The organism is Cutibacterium nasicola, from assembly GCF_052654715.2.
Genome location: NZ_CP199745.2, coordinates 837,433 through 858,442 on the forward strand (window position 1 = coordinate 837,433; position 21,010 = coordinate 858,442).

General features: G+C 62.1%; 24 protein-coding genes and 1 tRNA gene. 20 read left to right on the forward strand and 5 right to left on the reverse strand.

The window, feature by feature from the left end; genetic code table 11:
- Positions 1 to 78: 78 nt before the first annotated feature.
- On the reverse strand, positions 79 to 369 hold the full coding sequence (locus tag ACUCCZ_RS03820; protein WP_435918013.1) for a pyrimidine dimer DNA glycosylase/endonuclease V: 291 nt from the start codon (positions 367 to 369) through the stop codon (positions 79 to 81).
- A gap of 71 nt (positions 370 to 440) precedes the next feature.
- Between ACUCCZ_RS03820 and ACUCCZ_RS03825 the strand changes: the two genes are divergently transcribed.
- From ACUCCZ_RS03825 to dprA, 20 genes are all read left to right on the forward strand, one after another.
- Positions 441 to 1,073: a GtrA family protein gene (locus tag ACUCCZ_RS03825; protein ID WP_435918012.1), complete on the forward strand. Its 633-nt coding sequence runs from the start codon at positions 441 to 443 to the stop codon at positions 1,071 to 1,073.
- Positions 1,074 to 1,134: 61 nt separating this feature from the next.
- Entirely contained in the window at positions 1,135 to 1,302 is a 168-nt protein-coding gene (locus ACUCCZ_RS03830) for a hypothetical protein (RefSeq protein WP_435918011.1), read from the forward strand.
- Positions 1,303 to 1,352: 50 nt separating this feature from the next.
- Complete coding sequence (gene ftsY / locus ACUCCZ_RS03835; RefSeq protein ID WP_435918010.1) at positions 1,353 to 2,516, forward strand: signal recognition particle-docking protein FtsY; 1,164 nt, start codon at positions 1,353 to 1,355, stop codon at positions 2,514 to 2,516.
- A gap of 47 nt (positions 2,517 to 2,563) precedes the next feature.
- The gene (locus ACUCCZ_RS03840; protein WP_435918158.1) at positions 2,564 to 3,706 is read left to right on the forward strand and encodes an alpha/beta hydrolase; all 1,143 of its coding nucleotides are present in this window, start codon (positions 2,564 to 2,566) and stop codon (positions 3,704 to 3,706) included.
- Positions 3,707 to 3,781: 75 nt separating this feature from the next.
- Complete coding sequence (ffh, locus tag ACUCCZ_RS03845) at positions 3,782 to 5,368, forward strand: signal recognition particle protein (protein ID WP_435918009.1); 1,587 nt, start codon at positions 3,782 to 3,784, stop codon at positions 5,366 to 5,368.
- A 42-nt stretch (positions 5,369 to 5,410) separates the two neighbouring features.
- A complete protein-coding gene (locus ACUCCZ_RS03850; RefSeq protein WP_435918008.1) occupies positions 5,411 to 6,574 on the forward strand; it encodes an amidohydrolase family protein in 1,164 nt (387 codons plus the stop codon).
- Between the two features lie 220 nt (positions 6,575 to 6,794).
- Positions 6,795 to 7,238, forward strand: coding sequence for a 30S ribosomal protein S16 (gene rpsP, locus ACUCCZ_RS03855; protein WP_435918007.1), 444 nt, complete (start codon positions 6,795 to 6,797; stop codon positions 7,236 to 7,238).
- 2 nt (positions 7,239 to 7,240) lie between these two features.
- Positions 7,241 to 7,519, forward strand: a complete 279-nt coding sequence (locus ACUCCZ_RS03860; protein ID WP_435918006.1) for an RNA-binding protein — start codon at positions 7,241 to 7,243, stop codon at positions 7,517 to 7,519.
- A gap of 138 nt (positions 7,520 to 7,657) precedes the next feature.
- The gene (rimM, locus tag ACUCCZ_RS03865) at positions 7,658 to 8,197 is read left to right on the forward strand and encodes a ribosome maturation factor RimM (protein ID WP_435918005.1); all 540 of its coding nucleotides are present in this window, start codon (positions 7,658 to 7,660) and stop codon (positions 8,195 to 8,197) included.
- A 2-nt stretch (positions 8,198 to 8,199) separates the two neighbouring features.
- Positions 8,200 to 8,898, forward strand: coding sequence for a tRNA (guanosine(37)-N1)-methyltransferase TrmD (gene trmD, locus ACUCCZ_RS03870; RefSeq protein ID WP_435918157.1), 699 nt, complete (start codon positions 8,200 to 8,202; stop codon positions 8,896 to 8,898).
- 232 nt (positions 8,899 to 9,130) lie between these two features.
- On the forward strand, positions 9,131 to 9,781 hold the full coding sequence (locus ACUCCZ_RS03875; RefSeq protein WP_016665665.1) for a succinate dehydrogenase cytochrome b subunit: 651 nt from the start codon (positions 9,131 to 9,133) through the stop codon (positions 9,779 to 9,781).
- On the forward strand, positions 9,781 to 11,808 hold the full coding sequence (locus tag ACUCCZ_RS03880; RefSeq protein ID WP_435918004.1) for a fumarate reductase/succinate dehydrogenase flavoprotein subunit: 2,028 nt from the start codon (positions 9,781 to 9,783) through the stop codon (positions 11,806 to 11,808). The genes ACUCCZ_RS03875 and ACUCCZ_RS03880 overlap by 1 nt, the downstream gene beginning before the upstream one ends.
- The gene (locus ACUCCZ_RS03885) at positions 11,805 to 12,578 is read left to right on the forward strand and encodes a succinate dehydrogenase/fumarate reductase iron-sulfur subunit (RefSeq protein ID WP_435918003.1); all 774 of its coding nucleotides are present in this window, start codon (positions 11,805 to 11,807) and stop codon (positions 12,576 to 12,578) included. The genes ACUCCZ_RS03880 and ACUCCZ_RS03885 overlap by 4 nt, the downstream gene beginning before the upstream one ends.
- Before the next feature lie 248 nt (positions 12,579 to 12,826).
- Positions 12,827 to 13,180, forward strand: a complete 354-nt coding sequence (rplS, locus tag ACUCCZ_RS03890; protein ID WP_435918002.1) for a 50S ribosomal protein L19 — start codon at positions 12,827 to 12,829, stop codon at positions 13,178 to 13,180.
- Between the two features lie 177 nt (positions 13,181 to 13,357).
- Positions 13,358 to 14,173 (forward strand): signal peptidase I, encoded by an 816-nt coding sequence (gene lepB, locus ACUCCZ_RS03895; protein ID WP_435918001.1) that lies wholly within the window; start codon positions 13,358 to 13,360, stop codon positions 14,171 to 14,173.
- 40 nt (positions 14,174 to 14,213) lie between these two features.
- Positions 14,214 to 14,828: a ribonuclease HII gene (locus ACUCCZ_RS03900; protein ID WP_462981548.1), complete on the forward strand. Its 615-nt coding sequence runs from the start codon at positions 14,214 to 14,216 to the stop codon at positions 14,826 to 14,828.
- A complete protein-coding gene (locus ACUCCZ_RS03905; protein WP_435918000.1) occupies positions 14,825 to 15,136 on the forward strand; it encodes a DUF2469 domain-containing protein in 312 nt (103 codons plus the stop codon). The genes ACUCCZ_RS03900 and ACUCCZ_RS03905 overlap by 4 nt, the downstream gene beginning before the upstream one ends.
- Positions 15,137 to 15,247: 111 nt before the next feature.
- Entirely contained in the window at positions 15,248 to 15,670 is a 423-nt protein-coding gene (locus ACUCCZ_RS03910) for a YraN family protein (protein ID WP_435917999.1), read from the forward strand.
- Entirely contained in the window at positions 15,667 to 17,190 is a 1,524-nt protein-coding gene (locus tag ACUCCZ_RS03915) for a YifB family Mg chelatase-like AAA ATPase (protein ID WP_445439667.1), read from the forward strand. Before ACUCCZ_RS03910 ends, ACUCCZ_RS03915 begins: the two co-directional genes overlap by 4 nt.
- Before the next feature lie 11 nt (positions 17,191 to 17,201).
- Entirely contained in the window at positions 17,202 to 18,341 is a 1,140-nt protein-coding gene (gene dprA, locus ACUCCZ_RS03920; protein ID WP_435918154.1) for a DNA-processing protein DprA, read from the forward strand.
- On the opposite strand, the gene ACUCCZ_RS03925 is transcribed toward dprA, so the two are convergent.
- From ACUCCZ_RS03925 to ACUCCZ_RS03940, 4 genes are all read right to left on the reverse strand, one after another.
- The gene (locus tag ACUCCZ_RS03925; RefSeq protein WP_435918153.1) at positions 18,316 to 18,855 is read right to left on the reverse strand and encodes a methylated-DNA--[protein]-cysteine S-methyltransferase; all 540 of its coding nucleotides are present in this window, start codon (positions 18,853 to 18,855) and stop codon (positions 18,316 to 18,318) included. The two genes, dprA and ACUCCZ_RS03925, sit on opposite strands and share 26 nt — an antisense overlap.
- Positions 18,856 to 18,875: 20 nt before the next feature.
- Entirely contained in the window at positions 18,876 to 19,091 is a 216-nt protein-coding gene (locus ACUCCZ_RS03930; protein ID WP_435917998.1) for a CsbD family protein, read from the reverse strand.
- 263 nt (positions 19,092 to 19,354) lie between these two features.
- Positions 19,355 to 20,488, reverse strand: coding sequence for an alpha/beta fold hydrolase (locus ACUCCZ_RS03935; protein ID WP_435917997.1), 1,134 nt, complete (start codon positions 20,486 to 20,488; stop codon positions 19,355 to 19,357).
- Between the two features lie 308 nt (positions 20,489 to 20,796).
- A tRNA-Leu gene (locus tag ACUCCZ_RS03940) sits at positions 20,797 to 20,882 on the reverse strand.
- Between the last annotated feature and the right edge of the window lie 128 nt (positions 20,883 to 21,010).

A 21,010-nucleotide genomic window follows, 5' to 3' on the forward strand; every position in this document is an offset into this window, starting at 1 on the left:
GTGAGGGCGCGGCTCGTCGAGACGGGGAAGCCACTCCGGTGCTCTGGCGGCGACCTTGGTGCGAAGGTGTTCCATCTCTTAATCGAGCTGCTCAGATGTCACGGTGAGCGACCCCCATGGCGCCGGATCGCAGGTGATCTTCGTTTGGTTGAAGCGGTAGCCACGCTCAGCGGCTTCGTGGGCCAGAGCTGTCAAGAAGGCGGCTGTCAGAGAACCGGAACTTGCGCTTCTGAACCTCTCCAGTTGGGGGTGGTGACGATAACCACGAGTGTGGCCTGCGAGCACCTTCTGGGCCAGCAGGCCTTCCCTCCAGCCGGCGACAAGTGCAGCCCGGTCCAGCAGGGCGGGGTCGAGGCTCCACAACCGCATGACCTGCCTCCTTCTCGGGGTGGCCAGTGTTCACAAGCTCATTTTCCTGTCCTTGTTCAACAGGGCATATCATGCTGCGGGTGAGCACTGAGCCATCCGCACCTGTGAGACGACGTATCAAGAGGCGTCACGTCATCGAGTTCTTGAAATTCGGAATCGTGGGTGGTTCGGGATTCGTGGTCAACATTGTCGTTGCCATCATCATGAACAAGCTGAATGGTGGTACTGAGCATGCCCAGGACATCCTGTTCAGCCTGGCGGGAACACGATGGAACTTCCGGTTCACCAGCCTTGTCTGGCTGGTGGGCTTCGTGGTGGCCAACGTCACCAACTTCCAACTCAACCGCTCCTGGACCTTCAAGAGGGAGCATCGCCGTGGCTGGTGGCATGAGTTCTGGCCTTTCTTCGCTGTGGGGTCCGTGGCAGCGATCATTGGCATGTTCATCAAGGTTTTGTTCACCAACCCGACCTCCCCGATCTACCTTCCCGAGCCGTGGTTCCACGAGAGCAAGGGGTTTCACTCGCGTGAGTATTGGTCGCAGATCTTCGCCGTCATCGTGACCATGCCCATCAACTTCGTCGTCAACAAGTTGTGGACATTCAGAGCGGTCACCCACTCAGGTGAGGTTCCCATGGTGGCTCCCGTTGTTTCTCCGGAAAGTTTCGACGCGGATGACTCGTCCCAGGTTCGTCAGCACGTCTGAGAGACACCTCGCATCAGGTAGCCTGCACTCGATACCCGGTTGACGGAAAGGTCGTGCTCGGATGGTCGTTTTCATCATCGCGATGATTCTTATCCTGGCGGTCGCGCTGAGCGTCTGTGCTGTGGTGATGTTTGGTTTGCGCCATCCTGGTGACGATCCCGATGCGAGTTTCTGGCGCCATACCGCCACTCGCGTTGGGGAGGATCTCAGCGGTATCCGACGCCGTTGAGACGTTGCGAATCCCTGGTGGCGTGATACGAGCGACTAATATCGGCGGACGTGGACCTGACTTACCTGATTTGGATCATTGCTGGCATCCTCGTCCTCGTGACGGTGGTTGCCGCCATCACGGCTGGCCTCTCACGACGTAAGGCTCTTCGCGAGGGTTCCAAGCCTGCGGAGGTTGAGCAGACCCCGACCAAGGGCCCCGAGGCCACTGGTGAGGAGAAGCCGGAGACTGGCGAGGCCACTGCCCCCGCTCCTGCGCCCGAGGTTGAGACCCCGGAGGCCGCGGGCTCCCGGATGGCCCGACTTCGCCGACGTCTGGCCAACAGCAACAACGCCTTGGCTCGTGGCTTGGCAGAGCTCCTGAGCGCTGACAAGCTCGACGACGACACATGGGATGACTTCGAAACCACTCTCATCACCTCTGATCTTGGTGTTGGCCCGACTACCGAACTGGTCGAGAAACTGCGCTCCGAACTGGCGATTGACGGTGTCCGCGACCCGGATCACGCTCGCGAGGTGCTGCATCGCGAGCTCGTTGACCTTGTCGGTCCGAACATGGATCGCACCATCAACCTCGACCATCCCGAGGACAAGCCAGCCGTCATCGTCATGGTTGGCGTCAATGGCACTGGCAAGACGACGACCTGCGGCAAGCTGGCCCGCGTCCTGGTTGCCGAGGGCAAGACGGTTCTCCTCGGCGCCGCGGACACCTTCCGAGCTGCCGCTGGGGAGCAGCTGGAAACCTGGGGCGAGCGCGTCGACGTGCGTACCGTCCGTAAGGACGAAGGGGCTGATCCCGCTTCGGTCGCCTACGAGGCTGTTCAGGCCGGTATCGACGAGGGCGTTGACGTCGTGCTCGTCGATACCGCTGGTCGTCTTCACACCAAGGTTGGCCTCATGGACGAGTTGGGCAAGGTCAAGCGCGTCATCGAGAAGCTCGCTCCCGTCAGCGAGGTCCTGCTCGTTCTCGACGCCACCACCGGCCAGAACGGCCTGACCCAGGCTCGTATCTTCTCCGAGGTCGTTGACGTCTCCGGCATCGTGCTGTCCAAGCTCGACGGCTCCGCCAAGGGTGGCATCGTCGTGCAGGTGCAGCGTGAGCTGGGTGTTCCGGTCAAGCTCATCGGTCTTGGTGAGGGGCCTGACGACCTGGCTCCCTTTGATGCCGAGGGCTTCGTCACCGGTCTCATGGGTTATGACCCTGATGGTCACTGACGAGGAATCGTCTGGTGACCGATGCGATGTTGCTGCCTGCTGCCGCGATGATGGTCAGCATTCTCAGCCCTGAGCTGTGCACTGCTGCCCTCATCGTGGCCTTTGCGCTACCGCTGGCCTTCGTCATATGGCGTGCCGTGCGCGGCACGGACGGATGGTGGCGCAAGGCCTTGCGTGGACTGGGCCATTTCGTGGTGATCCTGTTGGCCCAGGCGCTGTTGATCGTGGGGGCTTTCCTCTACATCAACCGTGAATACGGGTTCTTCACCAGCTGGTCAGACCTGCTCGGCGAGGTCGAGCCGGCAGGTCCGGTCCACGATCTTGTCCCGATTCGTCGTACCAAGGTCAAGGACATCCCTGTCAGCAAGGACAATCCGCATCCCAACGGGCAGCTGGCGAGGTCGGCGATGCCTGGCGCGGATCCTCGGTACGCCCACGTTCCGGTGTGGTTGCCGCCGCAGTACTTCGAGAAGTCCGAGCAGGGCACCCGTTTCCCGGTGCTGTACTACATCGGGGGAGTCAACGACACCGGCGATCACGACAACGTCTCCATGGACCTCATTGCACCAGCCCGGGAACTGGTCAAGGGTCGAAAGATCAATCCATTCGTCATTGTCTTCCTGCCCGGTCGTATCCGCAATGGCGTTGACAGCGAATGCCTCGACGTCGGTTCGGTCCACCACGAATCGTGGATCATGAAGACCATCATCCCCCACATCGAGTCGCAGTACCGTGTGGGGCATGAGCGGGGATCCCGCTTCCTCAGTGGGTGGAGCTCTGGCGGATACTGTTCGGCCAACCTCACCACGAAGTATCCGAAGACCTTTAACGCTGGATTCGGGATCGGCGGGTACTACCACCCCACGTTCGACGGGGCGGTTCTCAGCAGCGTCACTCAGCCGCTCATCGACGACAACTCAGTGGTGCTCAGGGTGAAGGAGAAGAAGGTCGACCGCAGCGTGCGATTCCTGTCCGTCCTCAATCGCAGTGACGTGCAGAGTTGGGGCCCGGGGCGAGACCCCGCGATCATTGACGGCCAGGTTGGACCCGACGGTGGGCGGTTTCATCGACTCGCCAAGGGCCACAAGCAGTTCACCTTCATCGTGTTGAATGGAGGTGGGCACCGCAACACCGTGTACATGCCCTACGTCCAGCAGTGCTTGGAATGGCTGGGCCAGTTTGGTTTGTGACCTCGCACTGAACCATCATGGCTGTCCGGGACGGTAGGCTGTCCGGGTAAGGAACCAGCGCGCTGAAGGACAACCGTGTTCGACACTCTCCAAGACCGCCTCGCATCCACCTTCAAGGGACTGCGCGGCAAGGGGCGTCTCACCGATGCCGACATCGACGCCACGACTCGTCAGATCCGCATCGCCCTTCTCGAGGCCGACGTCAACCTGACGGTCGTCAAGGAATTCGTCGCGGCGGTCAAGGAACGCTGCCACGGCGAGGAATTGTCGAAGGCGCTCAACCCCACTCAGCAGATCGTCAAGATCGTCAACGAGGAACTCGTCGAGATCCTTGGTGGCCAGACCCGTACGGTCCGGTTCGCGAAGACCCCCCCGACCGTCGTCATGCTCGCTGGTCTTCAGGGCGCCGGTAAGACCACCCTGGCGGGCAAGCTCGCTCGGTGGTTCAAGGAGGAGGGGCACTCGCCGCTGCTGGTCGCCTGCGACCTGCAACGTCCCAATGCGGTCACCCAGTTGCAGGTTGTCGGTGAGCGGGCCGGTGTGCACGTCTTCGCCCCGGAGCCGGGCAATGGTGTCGGCGATCCCATCCAGGTGGCTCGTGACGCCGTCGCCGAGGCCCAACGCAAGCTCTATGACGTCGTCATCATCGACACCGCCGGGCGTCTGGGTGTCGATGCCGAGATGATGGCCCAGGCTGCCGACATCAAGGCCGCCACCAATCCTGACGAGACGCTGTTCGTCGTCGACGCCATGATCGGTCAGGATGCGGTCAACACCGCAGTGGCCTTCCAAGAGGGAGTCGGCTTCGACGGAGTCGTCCTCACCAAGCTCGACGGCGACGCCCGTGGTGGTGCCGCCCTGTCCATAGCCCGCGTGGTCGGCAAGCCGATCATGTTCGCCTCCTCCGGCGAGGGACTCAAGGACTTCGACGTCTTTCATCCGGACCGGATGGCCTCGCGCATCCTCGACATGGGCGACATGCTCACCCTCATCGAGCAGGCCGAGAAAGCCTTCGACCAGGAGCAGTCCCAGGCTGCCGCCCAGAAGATCATGGCTGGTAAGGGGGAGTTCGGACTCGATGACTTCCTGGGCCTGATGCGCCAGATGCGCCGCATGGGTCCGATGTCCAAGATCATGGGGATGCTGCCCGGTGTGGGCCAGATGAAGGACCAGATCGACAACATTGACGAACGTGAGATCGACCGTATCGAGGCCATCATCTGCGCCATGACCCCGGCAGAACGTGCCGATGTCTCGATCCTCAACGGTTCGCGTCGCGCCCGCATCGCGAAGGGTTCCGGCGTCGAGGTTCGCGACGTCAACAACCTCGTCAACCGCTTCGTCGACGCTCGTAAGATGATGAGCCAGGTGGGCCAGATGATGGGTCCGGGTGCTGGCCGCATGATGGGGTCGATGGCCAAGCGCGGCTCCAAACAGTCCAAGAAGAAGCAGAAGAACCGCAAGGGTTCTGGTAACCCGGCAAAGCGTGCGGCCCAGGCCCGCAAGGCTGTCGAGAAGCCGCAGCAGAACAGCGGCGAGGCTTTCGGCCTGCAGGGACAGCCACAGCCGAGCCAGGAAGACCTGCAGAAGGCGATGAGCGAATTCAAGATGCCGTCGGCGATGCAGCAGATGTTCAACCAGACCAACAAGGGTCCGCGCTGATCTGGCGTGCCGTCTCCCGCGGCTTCGTGTCACGATGGGGACATGACCGACGACACCCAGCCGCTGTTCCACACCCACACCCATGGCGGGGTGACGCACACTCACGTTGCTCCCGCGGCTCACACTGCTCCTGCCGAGGATCTGCGGATCCGGGGAGCTGTCCTGCCCGACGGACAGGAGCGTGAGCTGTGGGTTCACGACGGCGTTCTGGTCGAGGGACCGCTGCCGGGCGCTCGCACCCTCGCCGACGGTTGCTGGATCATCCCTGGTCTGGTTGACGCCCACAATCACATCGGGCTGGATGGTCATGGTGGCGTCGACAAGGAGACGGCTGAGGACCAGGCGCGTACCGAGGCGAGGACCGGCACCCTCCTCATCCGCGACGCGGGGTCGCCGAGCGACACCCATTGGATTGACGATCGCGACGACCTGCCTCGAGTCATCCGTGCCGGACGTCACATCGCTCGTCCCAAGCGCTACATCCGCAACTACGCGGCCGAGGTCGATCCGGAAGACCTCGTCGCCGAGGTGGATCGCCAGGCTCGAGCGGGTGACGGCTGGGTCAAGCTCGTCGGAGACTGGATCGACCGTGCCGAGGGGGACCTGGCACCGCTGTGGCCAACTGACATCGCGAAGCAGGCGATTGATCGTGCTCATGAGCTCGGCGCCCGTGTCACGGCCCACTGCTTCTCCGAGGAAGCTCCCGCCCAGCTCGTCGATGCCGGCATCGACTGCATCGAGCACGGAACCGGCCTGACCGATGAGACCATCGCCACCATGGCCGAGCGCGGGGTCGGACTCGTCCCAACCCTGGTCAACATTGAGACCTTCCCGTCCATCGCAGCTCAGGCTGACGCCAAGTTCCCCACCTATGCAGACCACATGCGCCATCTGCATGCCCACCGGATGGAGACCATCGGCAAGGCCTTCGATGCCGGCGTTGCGATGTACGCCGGTACTGATGCCGGTGGCACCATCGAACATGGTCTGATCGCCTCGGAGGTAAGGCTGTTGGCGACAGTCGGGGGAGCAGAGATGGCAGTGGGGGCAGCATCCTGGCGAGCCCGTGCCTGGTTGGGTGGCGAACAACTGGGAACTGGGGATTCCGCCGACCTTCTCGTCCTCGATCGCGACCCGAGGGTGGATGTCGGAGTCTTGGAGTCTCCCACCCACATCCTGCTGAGAGGCCGAGTCGTCATTCGGTAACGGTCGTCATTCGGTAACGGGTGGCCGGACAAGCCCCCGGACTCGCGTGGGCGCCCTGGATGTGGCACAATACTCAGAGTTCATGTCTGTTCGGTGCCCTCTCAAACCGGCGGACGGTTCCATCCGAGTTCGGTTGCGGTGTCCCCACATCGCGATCCGCACTCACCCGTAACTTCCCGGGTCTCGTCCCGGGCGTCTCACTACAGGAGATACCACACACGTGGCTACCAAGATTCGTCTGAAGCGTCTCGGCAAGATTCGTACCCCGCACTACCGTGTCGTCGTCATGGACTCGCGCACCAAGCGCGACGGTCGTGCCATTGAGGAGATTGGCCAGTACCACCCGAAGAACGACCCCTCGGTGATCGAGATCGACTCCGAGCGTGTCCAGTACTGGCTCGGCGTCGGCGCCCAGCCGACTGAGGCCGTCGTTGCCCTGCTCAAGCGCACCGGTGACTGGCAGAAGTTCACCGGCGACACCTCGGCCTCCGGTGTGACTCCGCAGGCTGAGCGTCCCAACAAGGACGATCTGTTCAACGCCGCTCTGGCCGAGGCTGACGAGGCCCCGCGCGAGGCCATTACCAAGAAGGCTGAGGAGTCCGCTGCCGGGGAGGCTGCTGAGCCAGCCACCGAGGAGAAGTCCGACGAGAAGGCTGAGGCCTGATCGTGCTCGCCGACGCCCTGGAACACCTCGTCTCCGGCATCGTCGCCAATCCTGACGACGTCCGGGTTTGGGAGAAGGACCTGCGACGCGGCCAGATGCTCGAGGTGCGTGTCAACCCCTCCGACATCGGCAAGGTTATCGGTCGTCAGGGCCGTACGGCCTCCTCGCTGCGCACGGTCATTGATGCCCTGGCCGGGGATGAGCAGATCAGGATCGACTTCGTCGACGTCGACCGCCGTGGTTCGGGACGCCGTTCCGATCACCGTGGCCGTCGTCACTGAGTCGCCAGTTCTCTGACGCACCAATCAATTGGCAATATGGGCCGTGGTCCCGCTCAGGCGGGGCTGCGGCCCATTGTCGTGTTTGACGCTTTTGTTCAGCCGCAGGCGCGGCAATACCCACGAGGTTCAGGAGTCACAGTGGAACAGCAGGCAACGATGGAGGTTGTCGTCGGTCGGGTGGGACGTGCCCATGGCCTGCGCGGAGACGTTGTCGTCGAAGTTCGGACAGATGAGCCCGACGAGAGGTTCGATGTCGGTGCGATGGTTCGCATCGAAGGGACTCGGCGAGAGCTGACAGTTGTCAGATCTCGATGGGCCAAGGACAGTCTCATCGTGGCCTTCAAGGAGGTCGCTGATCGAAATGGTGCCGAGGAGCTGCGAGGATCGGTATTGGTGGTTGACGTCGGGGCCGACGAGGAGCCAGCCGATCCTGAAGAGTTCTGGGATCGTCAGTTGCGAGGCCTGGCAGTCGTCGACGAGACCGGTCGGGTGCGGGGGACCGTCAAGGACGTTCTCCACATGCCCGCCCAGGACGTACTCGCCATTGATGTCAACGGCGAGGAGCATCTGGTGCCGTTGGTCCGGCAGCTCGTCCCCACCGTCGACGTTGCCGCCGGCAAGATCGTCGTCACCAGCATCCCTGGACTTCTCGACGACGACGCCGAGGAGGCGAGGTGACGATGAGGCTGGACTACCTGTCGATCTTCCCCGGGTACTTCAACGTTCTCGACATCTCCCTGGTGGGAAAGGCTGCCGACAACGGTCTGGTCGATGTCCGCGCCCATGACCTGCGCGACTGGACCCATGACCGCCACCGCACTGTCGACGACACCCCGTGTGGCGGCGGCGCCGGCATGGTGATGAAGCCTGATCCCTGGGGCGAGGCCTTCGACGGGATCATTGGTATTGAACCCGATCCGTCGGTCCACGTGATCTTCCCGACTCCCTCCGGAATTCCGTTCACACAGTCCGCTGCCCAGGAGCTGTCGACGGTTGAGCGGGTCGTCTTCTGTTGCGGACGCTACGAGGGCATCGATCACCGGGTTATCGACTACGCGCGAACCATGTGGACCGTCCATGAACTGAGTCTGGGCGACTACGTCCTCAACGGGGGAGAGGTCGCTGCCCTGGCGATCACCGAAGCCATCGTCCGTCTGATCCCCGGATTCATGGGTAACCCGGAGTCCCTCGCGGAGGAGTCGTTCTCGCCGGGCCAGGAACGACTGTTGGAGTACCCGCTGTTCACTCGACCAGTGTCATGGCGAGGGATGGATGTCCCTGAGGTCCTCATGAGTGGGCACCACGGCCGTATCGCCGAATGGAGACGAGAGGAGTCGTTGTTGCTCACTCGTGATCGTCGTCCGGACTTGACTGATTAGGACCCACGGAGACTACCTATTAGGAGTCGCCAACACCATAAATTCGAACCAAAACGGTTGCGTTATTCTGGGGTGAAATACCTAGTCAGACGGTAGTTATAGGGAGTGTTTGAAAACGCTGGGGGTCGTGAGGCAAAAGGACTGTGAATTGGATAGTCTTTCCCCCGTGGCGACTACAACACTTACTACTCATCAGAGAGCAGTGCGATCAACTGTCGCGGCGAAGGCCCTCATGGCCGTCACCGGCATCATCTTGGTCCTCTTCCTGCTCATGCACATGTTCGGCAACTTGAAGTTGCTCGGTAGCAACGAGGAGTTCAACGACTACGCCAGCTACCTCCGTACGATTCTCAACCCGATCCTTCCGGGTGAGTCGTTCCTGTGGATCTTCCGAATCTTCATGTTGCTGGCGATTGTGCTGCACATTTGGTCGGCGATCCGCGTCACGAAGCAGCGTCGCATCGGTACTGGTGGCGCTGGTCGTTACTCCGTGAAGAAGAACCTCTCCCCGGAGAACACCTACGCGGCCCGCACGATGTACTGGGGCGGTTGGATCATATTCGCGTTCCTCATCCTTCACCTGCTGCAGTTCACCATCAGCCCTGATCTGTTCAACAACCCGCCGACCGACGCGGCTGGGCGTGCAGGCATGGTGCTCACAGCCTTCAGTCACTGGTGGTTCGTGCTCATCTACCTCATCGCCATCATCGCGGTGTGCATGCACGTTTCCCATGGTTTCTGGAGCGCCTTCGCGACCCTCGGTGTCAACGTCTCTGGTACCGCTCGCGCTGTGCTGCGCGTGTGCTCCTGGATCGTCGCCATCGTGATCCTCGTGGGCTTCATGGTTCCTCCCTTCCTGATCCTGTTCGGGGTGATCTCCTGATGACTGCAACTGCTGCATCCAATATCAACGCGGCTCTCGCCGACCAGTACTGGACGACCGGCGACGAGATTCATGACACGAAGGCCAACCACGACCTTCCGATCGAGAAGATCTGGACTGATCGTCAGTTCACCTCTCGTCTGGTCAACCCGGCCAACCGCCGCAAGATGACCGTCATCATCGTCGGCACCGGCCTGGCCGGTGGCTCCGCTGCTGCCACCCTTGGTGAGGCTGGTTACCGCGTCGAGAACTTCTGTTACCAGGACTCTCCGCGTCGTGCCCATTCCATCGCCGCCCAGGGTGGCATCAACGCTGCGAAGAACTACAAGAACGACGGTGACTCCATCTACCGCCTGTTCTATGACACCGTGAAGGGCGGCGACTACCGCTCCCGCGAGACGAACGTCTACCGTCTGGCCGCGGTCAGCGCGAACATCATCGACCAGTGCGTCGCCCAGGGTGTTCCGTTCGCCCGTGAGTACGGTGGCCTGCTCGACAACCGTTCCTTCGGTGGCGTCCAGGTGCAGCGCACCTTCTACGCTCGTGGACAGACGGGTCAGCAGCTGCTGATCGGCGCCTACCAGGCCCTCGAGCGTCAGGTCCATGCCGGAACCGTCCGCATGCACACCCGCCACGAGATGGTCGAGCTCATCGTTGCCGATGGTCGTGCTCGCGGCATCGTGACCCGTGACATGGTCACCGGCAAGATCGAGGAGTGGTTCGGCGACGCGGTCGTCCTGGCCACCGGTGGTTACGGCAACGTCTTCTTCCTGTCGACGAACGCCATGGGCTGCAACGCCACTGCTTCGTGGCGCGCCCATCGCAAGGGTGCCTACTTCGGTAACCCGTGCTACACGCAGATCCACCCGACCTGCATCCCGGTGCACGGCGAGAACCAGTCGAAGCTGACCCTGATGTCGGAGTCGCTGCGTAACGATGGTCGTATCTGGGTGCCGAAGCGCGCCGAGGACTGCGAGAAGGATCCGCGCGACATCCCCGAGGAGGACCGCGACTACTACTTGGAGCGCATCTACCCGTCCTTCGGCAACTTGGTTCCTCGCGACATCGCCTCCCGTCAGGCCAAGTACCGTTGTGACGAGGGCCGCGGGGTTGGCCCGAAGGTTCGTGAGGTCGATGCTGACGGAACCGAGCACATGCGCGCCCGCGGTGTCTACCTTGACTTCTCCGAGGCCATCGAGCGCATGGGCAAGGATGCCGTCGAGAAGAAGTACGGCAACCTTTTCGACATGTACCAGCGGATCACTGACGAGAACCCGTACGAGGTTCCGATGCGTATCTACCCCGCTGTGCACTACACCATGGGTGGCCTGTGGGTCGATTACGACCTGCAGTCGACCATCCCGGGTCTGTTCGTCTGTGGCGAGGCCAACTTCTCCGATCACGGTGCCAACCGACTCGGTGCCTCGGCCCTGATGCAGGGTCTGGCTGATGGTTACTGGGTGCTTCCCAATACCATCACCGACTACCTGGCTGACGCCCCGAGGTTCGGCAAGGTGGACGAGAAGACCCCGGCCGCAGTGGAGGCCCGCCAGGCCGTCGAGAGCCGCATCAACAAGCTCTTGACGATCAACGGAACCCGCACCGTCGACTCGATCCACAAGGAACTCGGCCACATCATGTGGGAGTACTGCGGTATGGAGCGCAACGAGGCCGGCCTCGTCAAGGCCATCGGTCTCATTCGCAACTTGCGCAACGAGTTCTGGACCAATGTCAAGGTCACCGGTGTCAACGAGGAGCTCAACCAGACTCTCGAGCGTGCCGGACGTCTCGTTGACTTCTTGGAGCTCGGTGAGCTGATGTGCATCGATGCTCTGCATCGTCGCGAGTCCTGTGGCGGTCACTTCCGCGCTGAATCTCAGACTGAGGAGGGCGAGGCCCTGCGTCACGACGATCAGTACCAGTACGTCGCTGCCTGGGAGTGGACTGGTGAGGGCCACAAGCCGACCCTGCACAAGGAGCCGTTGGTCTACAAGTCCATCCAGGTCAAGCAGAGGAGCTACAAGTGAAGATCAACCTGCGAATCTGGCGCCAGCGCAACACCCAGGATCAGGGCCGTCTCGTCGAGTACACCCTGGATGGTGTCTCCGGCGACATGTCCTTCCTCGAGATGCTGGACATGCTCAACGAGAACCTCACCGCTCAGGGTGAGGAGCCCGTGGCCTTCGACTCGGACTGCCGCGAGGGCATCTGTGGTCAGTGTGGCGTCGTCATCAACGGCGTGCCGCACGGTGGCATGGGTGTCGCCCAGCCGGTGCGTACCACCACCTGTCAGTTACACATGCGCTCCTTCGCTGATGGCTCGACCATCACGATTGAGCCTTGGAAGTCGGGTGCCTTCCCGATCCTGCGTGACCTCATCGTGGACCGCTCGGCCCTCGACCGCGTCATCCAGGCCGGTGGCTATGTCTCGGTGAACACTGGTGCTGCCCCGGACGCCCATGCCGTCCCGGTCAACAAGAAGCGTTCTGACCGCTCTTTCGACGCCGCCACCTGCGTCGGTTGTGGTGCTTGTGTGGCTGCTTGCCCGAATGGCTCCTCGATGCTGTTCACCTCGGCTAAGATCACCCACCTGGCCATGCTTCCGCAGGGCCAGCCGGAACGGATGCGTCGTGTCAAGGCCATGGCTGCCCAGAACGACGCCGAGGGATTCGGTGGCTGCACCAATATTGGTGAGTGCGCCTCGGTGTGTCCGAAGGGCATCCCGCTTGAGTCCATCAGCCAGCTCAACCGCGACCTCATCGCCGCTCTGTTCAAGCATGACGGCAAGGACGACTGAGTTCTGACTCACGTGGTCGACCACACGGGGCTCCGGCACCATCTGATGCCGGAGCCCTGTCGGTTGTATGGGGCAAGGACGTCTCCGGTCCTGTGGTGTGTGATTTGGTGTCTGACCTTGGAATGTGGGAGAATTCGTTGCTGTTGTCCGTGTCCGGCTCCTGCCATGGGGGGATCGTCCGGGGCACGGGGGACTGTATCCTTTGAACACGAGCACCAGGTGACCTGTGGCACCGGCGAGGAAACACCATGAGCAACATCATCGACGAGATCGACAAGGCCTCGATGCGCGAAGACATTCCTGAGTTCCGTCCTGGCGACTCGGTGAAGGTCCACGTCAAGGTCGTCGAAGGCAACCGCACTCGTGTGCAGGTCTTCGCCGGAACGGTCATCTCGCGTACCGGTGGTGGCGTCCAGGAGTCCTTCACCGTCCGCAAGCTGAGCTTCGGAACTGGTGTCGAGCGTACCTTCCCGCTGCACTCCCCGATCATCGAGAAGATCGAGGTTGATCGCCACGGTGCCGTCCGTCGCGCCAAGCTGTACTACTTGCGCGGCTTGCGTGGCAAGGCTGCCAAGATCAAGGAGAAGGGCGCAGCTCGCTGACGTCGTCGTACTCACAGCAACGGGGTTTCGCTTCTGCGAGGCCCCGTTTCTGCGTGTGTGATGACGCCTGGGTTGACCGGCACACGACCGAGCGACCCGAGTGTGTTCCCGACGTTGGTTACACTGCAGGGTGGCACCCGACGGGAGATTCCCAGGGGAAGAGGGGGAGGTATCGCCGTGGCCGATGACTACCAGGCGCGAAGGACCGTCGACGGTGACACCGCTGGCGCCACGGCTGCATCGCAACGGCCGAGCGGATGGCAGCGGTTCCGATCCGGGATGATTGAAATCGTCCTCATCATCGTCGGAGCTCTCGTCATCTCGGCACTCCTACGGGCCTTCGTGGGACAGATGTTCGTCATTCCCTCCAAGTCCATGCAGAACACCCTTCAGGTCGGTGATCGCGTGGTGGCAGTCAAGGCCGCAGATGTCCATCGTGGTGACGTTGTCGTGTTCAAGGACACCGAGCACTGGCTTCCCGCCGCTCAAGATCGTCGCTCTGCCCCGGGCAAGGTGCTGGAGTTCGTGGGTCTGTTGCCCAACACGAGCTCCAACTACCTCATCAAACGCGTCATCGGAATGCCCGGCGACACCGTTGCCTGCTGCAACATCAGGGGCCAGGTGACCGTCAACGGGAAAGCCCTCGACGAGCGTTCCTACCTGTACTCGCAGAACGGTCGGATGGTCGAGCCGTCGACGATGACGTTCCGGGTCACCGTTCCCAGAGACCGCATGTTCGTGATGGGGGATCACCGCAATGCGTCGGGAGACTCCCGTTACCACATCCAGGATCTTGATCCTGACGGGTACACGGGTGCCCCCGGGTTCATTCCCCTCGACAATGTCGTTGGGCCGACAAAGGCCATTCTCATGCCTCTCAACCGCATTGGCGGGCTGGGAGCCCCCGACACCTTCAGCGGCATTCCCGACCGGTCTGGTTCAGCCCCTGACAAGGCGCGCATCTGCGTTGGTGACGAGTGCGCACCCCGATGACGACGTCATGGCCGTGACGGTACGCGTCAGACCCGGCCCCATGGGTCATGAACGGGCCCTGACGAGAGCAGGTCTGGGTCCGGTTGCCGGGTGCGACGAGGCCGGCAGGGGCGCCTGCGCCGGCCCCTTGGTGGCCGCAGCCGTCATCCTTGATGATCGCAAGTCAGCACGGATCGAGGGGATCGCCGATTCCAAGGCCTTGTCGGCCACCAGACGAGAGCGACTGTTCGACATCATCATGGACAAGGCGCTGGCCGTGTCATGGGTTCGTGTGGAGGCCGACGAGTGCGACCGGCTGGGTATGCAACAAGCCGACATCAGCGGGCTGAGGCGCGCCGTCGCACGGCTGCATGTCGAGCCTGGGTACGTGCTCTCGGACGGGTTCTCCGTGGACGGACTGACCGTTCCGGACCTGGGAATGTGGAAGGGGGATGCAGTGTGCGCCTGTGTGGCGGCAGCGTCGATCGTGGCGAAAGTGGCCAGGGACCGCATCATGATTGCCATGGACGAGGAGATTCCTGGTTATGACTTCGCGGTGCACAAGGGGTACTCGACGGCCTTGCACCAACGACGGCTGGAGGAGCTGGGGCCGTCACCTCAGCATCGGATGAGCTACGGCAATGTGCAACGAGCGGCTAGGCTTCATTCATCATGAGTGCCGAGGATCTGGAACAGTACGAGAACCGCATGGAGCTTGAGCTCTACCGCGAGTACAAGGACGTCGTCGGCATCTTCAAATATGCCGTGGAGACCGAGAGACGGTTCTACTTGTGCAACGTTGTTGATCTCAAGGTACGTACCGAGGGCGGTGACGTCTACTACGAGGTGTCCATGGCGGACGCCTGGGTGTGGGACATGTACCGGCCCTCCAGGTTCGTCAAGAGCGCCAAGATCCTCACCTTCCGTGACGTGTCGATCGAGGAGATCGTCCATTCCGACTTTGACGAGGTTCCGGCCACGTAAGCGACGTCTCTGCTTGTGGACAACTCGTGGTGTTCATGGCCGCCCTCATTCTTCTGTGGATAACTGAATAATCGGCGTCCCCACGACGACAACTGTTGTCGGAGGTGGTGCATGATGACACCCAAGCCGTTGTCGGCAGAATTGACGACCCCTCGCGGAGCAGCCTTGCGAGGGCGTCGTGGAGGCAAACCCGCGTTCGGTGCGTGGGGTGAGGACATTGCCGCTGAGTACCTGGAATCCCTCGGGTGGACGACTGTCGCCCGAAACTGGGCGTGCAGTGTCGGGGAGATTGACCTCATCGCGGACGATGATGGGACCATCGTCTTCGTCGAGGTCAAGACGCGGTCCGGGACTGGATTCGGACATCCCCTGGAATCCATCACGGCGACGAAGGTTCGCAAGCTTCACGAGCTCGCACTGGCCTGGCTGGTCGACCATGACGAGGGAGTCCACTCGGTCCGGATTGATGCCATCGGGGTCATGATGCGCCCGGGTGAACGGCCGACCATCACGCATGTGCGGGGCATCCGGTGACCGGGGCAAGCGCATGGTCGGTTGCGCTGGTGGGGATGGAAGGCTCCTTGGTTGAGGTGGAGGCGGCACTGTCCTCCGGCCTTCCGCGCACTGTTCTCGTCGGTCTTCCGGATGCTGCTCTTCACGAGGCGCGAGACCGATGCCGAGTCGCCGTTGGCGCCACCGGCATGTCGTGGCCGAGCAATGTCCTGACGATCAACCTGACCCCAGCCGGTCTGCCAAAGGCCGGAACTCACTTCGATCTCGCCATCGCTGCTGCGACCCTGGCCGCGGACGGAAAGATCCCGCAAACCCTGCTTGAGTCAACGGTCCTGCTCGGAGAGCTGGGGCTTGACGGACGAGTACGACCAGTGCGTGGGGTACTCCCGGCATTGCTGGCAGCCCGCGAGGCAGGGTTCGAGCGAGCCGTGGTGCCGTGCGGTCAGTATGCCGAGGCAACATTGGTGGAAGGGGTGACGATCTGGCCGGTCGGTCATCTGCGTGACGTTGTCGACGTTCTGCACGGCCGTCCGGTACTGACGACTGAGGAACCCGTGACGGACGCCACGGATACCGATTCGGGGCTGGGAGATCTGGCTGAGGTCATCGGGCAGCAGGAAGCGCGTCGCGCCCTCGAAGTGGCGGCAGCCGGACGTCATCACCTCTTGTTGCGGGGAGCCCCGGGGTGTGGAAAGTCGATGCTGGCTCGACGGCTGCCGGGGGTCCTTCCACGATTGGAGCACCATGATGCCCTTGAAGTGACCGCTCTGCACTCATTGGCAGGCCGAGGGAGCGGGTGTCTCATGACTAGGCCACCGTTGGCCGAGCCGCACCATTCGGTGTCGATGGCTGCCATGGTCGGTGGAGGGGCGCGGATCGCCCAACCAGGTGCCATCTCGCTGGCGCACCGGGGCGTCCTCTTCCTCGACGAGGCTGCAGAATTCGCTCCCAAAGTTCTCGATTCACTGCGAGGACCCTTGGAGACCGGGGAGATCGTCATCGGCCGATCTCAGGCCCATACGACGTTCCCAGCGCGCTTTCAGCTCGTCATGGCCCTCAACCCGTGCCCGTGTGGAATGGCTGACGATTTATCCGGTCGGTGCACCTGCACCCCTCAACAGGTCCGTCGGTACTCAAGTCGGCTGTCCGGGCCGATCCTCGACCGAGTCGATGTGACGGTACGCATGCGCCCGCTGACCTCAGCTCACCTGCTTGACGCCTCAACGTTGCCCGCAGGGGAGTCCAGCGCCGTCGTCCACGACCGGGTGGCAGAAGCCCGGCTGAGGGCTGCGCATCGCTGGGAGGGAATGCCGTGGAGCTGCAATGCCGAGGTGCCTGGGAAGGCGCTGCATCAGATGCTGCCAGCCAATGACGCCACCCGCATCATCGAGGATGCCTTGACGACTGGGCGGCTGACAGCGCGCGGGGTGGACAAGGTGTTGCGGATCGCATGGACCGTGGCCGATCTGGAGGGCAAGGACGAGGTGGACAAGGCATGTGTTGCCGAGGCCATGGGAATGAGACGAGGACGACTGCGGTGACGACGATTCCGATGACCTGGGACGACGAGAGAATGGCACGTGCCGCCCTGACAGCTGTTGTTGAGCCGGGGGACACCATCACGGCGCGGCGACTGGTGGACATGACGGCGGAAGAAGTGTGGCGCCAGCTGCTGACCGATGTCGACGAGAGATGGCACGAGCGAGCCCGAGGGACGGATGTCGATGAGGTGTTAGCTCGGGCGGAAAAAGCCATGATGAGGTTCCTCGTGCCGGGAGATGAGGAGTGGCCCGCTGGGCTCGATGACCTCTCGCGGGTCGAAAAGGCGGGAATGGGTGGAGTTCCCCTTGGCATATGGGTTCTTGGCCCGGCACATCTTGATGAGGCGTCTGAGCGGTCGGTTGCGATCGTCGGCTGCCGAGCTGCGACGGGCTATGGCCAGGATATTGCCATGGAGATGGCGCACCATCTTTCTCAGGGACACAGTGACGGGAGCGGACGTCAGGTCATCGTCTCCGGTGGCGCGTTTGGTATCGACGTCGCTGCGCATCGAGGCGCCTTGTCCGTCCATGAAACGACGATCGGAGTCCTGGCGTGTGGGCTTGACGTCTTGTACCCGAGGGGCAATGCCGCGGTGCTGGAACGCATTGCCGAAACGGGCGCCTTGGTCTCGGAAATGCCACCAGGTCGACATCCCACGCGTCCGGGGTTCCTTGCCCGAAACCGTCTCATTGCTGCGCTGACGGCAGGGACCGTCATTGTTGAGGCGGCGTGGCGATCAGGGGCTGTCAACACCGTCTCATGGGCGAATGCGCTGGGCCGGGCAGTCATGGCTGTTCCTGGTCCTGTGACCTCGAGTAGGTCGACCGGTACGAACAAGCTCATCCGTGACGGTGAGGCGATTTTGGTGCGCGATGCCGACGATGTTCGCGGGATCGTCGGAGAACTTGTCCCTGAACCCGGACGACCGAAAGGTCGCAGCCTTCCGACGGATGCCCTGGATGCCACGGAACTGGCCGTGCACGAAGCGCTCCCAGCCCATGGGTCTTGTGGGCTGGACGAGTTGTCCGCGTCGGCAGGAGTGTCAGTGGCTCGGTGCTCTGCGGCCTTGACCGTTCTTGAACAACTGGGGATGGCAGCCTGCTGTCTGGATGGCACGTGGTCCGTCACGCTGGGGGCGGACAGGAGGTGATGTGGTGGGCTTCCATGTCCAGCAAGAACCGTTTGATGACCGGTCCGCCGAGGTAGCCGCCGAGTTCGCCATCACTACGCAGGACTCGGTGGCACGGGATGACGACCGGCAATGGGTTCTTGGCGCAGGCACTGCCGACGGCACGCGATGCCTGTGGATGCCCGATGAGGGTGGCCAAGTCGCGATAACTGACGGTCTGGCCGTAGGGGATGGTCTGCAGTTCGTTGAGAACGGTGCGGTGGAAGGCGGTCGTGGTGGAAAGGTCGAGAGGGAGGTTGAAACCAGTACGGGAGCCGGAGAGGTACTCGCTGATCTGGTGAGCTGCGTCGTCGAGGATCTTCTCGCAAACCTGGTGGTCTTCTGTTGTCCCTTGAATGGAGGAGAGTGCAGGTGACGTCGTGAACGTGACCTGCGCCAGTCCCAGTGGGCTTGCGGTCAACGCCAACGTCCCGATATGCGTGTCGAGGTGGCGCCATGACGTGTTCGACATGAGGGCATGACAAAGGCCGGGCACCATGGCCCGGCCTCGTGTCGTCAGTCCTTCAGCTTGTCAGTAGCAGCTTGGACGTTGTGTTTGAGGTCAGTTGCGTTGTCCTTGACGTCCTCGACCTTCTGGTCCACCTTGCCACTGGCCTTCTGATCGGCGCCCTCGGTGTGGAGGTTGTCGTTGTCGGTCACCTCTCCGATCTTCTCCTTGGCAGCACCGACGAGCTCGTCGCTCTTGCTCTTGATCTTGTCGCTGAGGCCCACGAGTGGCTCCTTTCGTCAATCCCAGGACCGCTAATCAGTCCGGGGCATGTATTCATGGTACCGAGCCACCCAAGTCTGACCAGCAGTGTGAGTTGCGAGGGTGTTCTCGGGTCACGAACACGGATTGTTCATGAGCCCTGAACGAGGCTGTGGGAAAAGCTGAGAACTGGGTTACGTGAGCGAGTGTGGCTCCTCGTCGCGTGCGCGCGTTCCCCACACGTGTGGGGAACGCAGCCTTTGTCAGGGAGCAGGTCAGATCACGCTCACTTGTTGTGGGCGTCAATCCAGTCGACAGCGGTCTTGATGACCTGGTCCTTGGTGGGCTCGTTGAAGAGCTCGTGCATGAGGCCATGCCACTGGATGATCTTCTTGTCCTTCGAATTGATGGCGTTGTACCAGTTCACGTCGAAGTAGCTGGGGACGAGGCCGTCGTTCTCGCCGTGCATGATGAGGGTCGGGGCGTCGAACTCATGGGCATTCATGATGTTGTACATCTGGCCGACACCGAGCTGCTCGACCAGACCCAGACGCATGTAGTGGTTGTACAGCGGGTCACGCTGCCAGTGGTCGATGCGGACCTGGGGATCGGAACACAGACCATAGGCCGGGTAACCAGGGAGGATGACGTTGGCAGACACCGGACCAGATGGCATCCGAATGCTCTTGGGATCCTTGACGGCAGCCCTGGCAAGACGACCGTTGAATGCTGTCAGACGAGACATCGGGAGAACTTGGCTGATCTGCGGGAGAGCATGACGGGCGAAGAAGTTGAGGTTGTCAGGGGTCACGGTGGTGACGCCCTCGGTGTTCGGTCCGTCAACGCTGGCGAACGTACCGCCACCGGAGGAGACGATGCCGTCGACAGTGCCCGGGTACATGATTCCGTAGGACTGAACGGCGATACCGCCCATCGAGTGGCCGAGGAGGAAGACCTTCTTGTCGGCGTTCTCCTTGTGTGCGGTCTGGACGACCTGGTGGATGTCGGACTCGATGTTCCACCAGTCGTCGAATTGGCCGCGCGGGATCGCGTTGTTGACGTACGGGGCGGCGCTACGACCGTGACCACGGTTGTCGAAACGGTAGACGCTGTAGCCGGCGTTGGTGAGACTCTTGGTCAGGTACTCGTAGTTGGAGGAATTCTCCATGAGACCGTGGACCAGGACGACGGCACCCTTGGCGTTCGGGACGATGTCCTTGCGGTGGAAGAGCTTGGTCCCAAGCTTGTCAGTGGTCTTGAAGTAGCCGGTCTCCTTCTTCACCTGGTCGGTTGCCGGAGCAGCGGCGGCAGGCTGGGAGCCTCCTTCAGGTACAGCCATGGCCGGGGTCGCCATGGTCGCGCCGGTCACCGCCATGGTGCCGGCGATCGCCAGTGCGCTGAGTTTGCGTGGGAATGACATCAAGATGCTCCTTTGCGTCGTGTGTGCCCGTCTCATCCCTGAGTGACGGCCACCTCGGATGTCCAGGACGATATGAGTCGAAGAGTCGATGAGTGGGCTGAACGACAGAATTGGTCGTTCGTGCACAGGCGACAATTCAGCTGAAGAAATTTGTCCACTTCCATGCCAGGATGGCTGAAATGAACCCGTCATGTGTGTCCGCGGCGAGAAATGTCACAGAGCACGTCAGAATTGGCCTCATGGCACCAGCGCCGGAACTGGCTACGAAGAAACCCCGCCTGACACGCTCAATCAGACGGGGTTTGTTGTGTCCGAGAGAGGACTTGAACCTCCACAGCCTTAATCGGCCACTAGCACCTCAAGCTAGCGCGTCTACCAATTCCGCCACCCGGACTCGGGTTTCTGGCTCGTCGCTTCTACTCCGAGCCGGACAGTCACGAGATTCTAGTCGAAGCTTGCACCGCAATGCAAATCGGCGTCCATCGAGTGTCCCGAGTGACGCTGCAGACCCCTGGCGGTGGC

Bases quoted from the DNA above. Each gene is read 5' to 3' on its own strand.
- ACUCCZ_RS03820 (WP_435918013.1), bottom strand. From the start codon at position 369: ATGCGGTTGTGGAGCCTCGACCCCGCCCTGCTGGACCGGGCTGCACTT.
- ACUCCZ_RS03825 (WP_435918012.1), top strand. From the start codon at position 441: ATGCTGCGGGTGAGCACTGAGCCATCCGCACCTGTGAGACGACGTATC.
- ACUCCZ_RS03830 (WP_435918011.1), top strand. From the start codon at position 1,135: ATGGTCGTTTTCATCATCGCGATGATTCTTATCCTGGCGGTCGCGCTG.
- ACUCCZ_RS03840 (WP_435918158.1), top strand. From the start codon at position 2,564: ATGATGGTCAGCATTCTCAGCCCTGAGCTGTGCACTGCTGCCCTCATC.
- ACUCCZ_RS03850 (WP_435918008.1), top strand. From the start codon at position 5,411: ATGACCGACGACACCCAGCCGCTGTTCCACACCCACACCCATGGCGGG.
- trmD (WP_435918157.1), top strand. From the start codon at position 8,200: ATGAGGCTGGACTACCTGTCGATCTTCCCCGGGTACTTCAACGTTCTC.
- ACUCCZ_RS03875 (WP_016665665.1), top strand. From the start codon at position 9,131: ATGGCCGTCACCGGCATCATCTTGGTCCTCTTCCTGCTCATGCACATG.
- ACUCCZ_RS03880 (WP_435918004.1), top strand. From the start codon at position 9,781: ATGACTGCAACTGCTGCATCCAATATCAACGCGGCTCTCGCCGACCAG.
- rplS (WP_435918002.1), top strand. From the start codon at position 12,827: ATGAGCAACATCATCGACGAGATCGACAAGGCCTCGATGCGCGAAGAC.
- ACUCCZ_RS03900 (WP_462981548.1), top strand. From the start codon at position 14,214: ATGGGTCATGAACGGGCCCTGACGAGAGCAGGTCTGGGTCCGGTTGCC.
- ACUCCZ_RS03905 (WP_435918000.1), top strand. From the start codon at position 14,825: ATGAGTGCCGAGGATCTGGAACAGTACGAGAACCGCATGGAGCTTGAG.
- ACUCCZ_RS03910 (WP_435917999.1), top strand. From the start codon at position 15,248: ATGATGACACCCAAGCCGTTGTCGGCAGAATTGACGACCCCTCGCGGA.
- dprA (WP_435918154.1), top strand. From the start codon at position 17,202: ATGACCTGGGACGACGAGAGAATGGCACGTGCCGCCCTGACAGCTGTT.
- ACUCCZ_RS03935 (WP_435917997.1), bottom strand. From the start codon at position 20,488: ATGTCATTCCCACGCAAACTCAGCGCACTGGCGATCGCCGGCACCATG.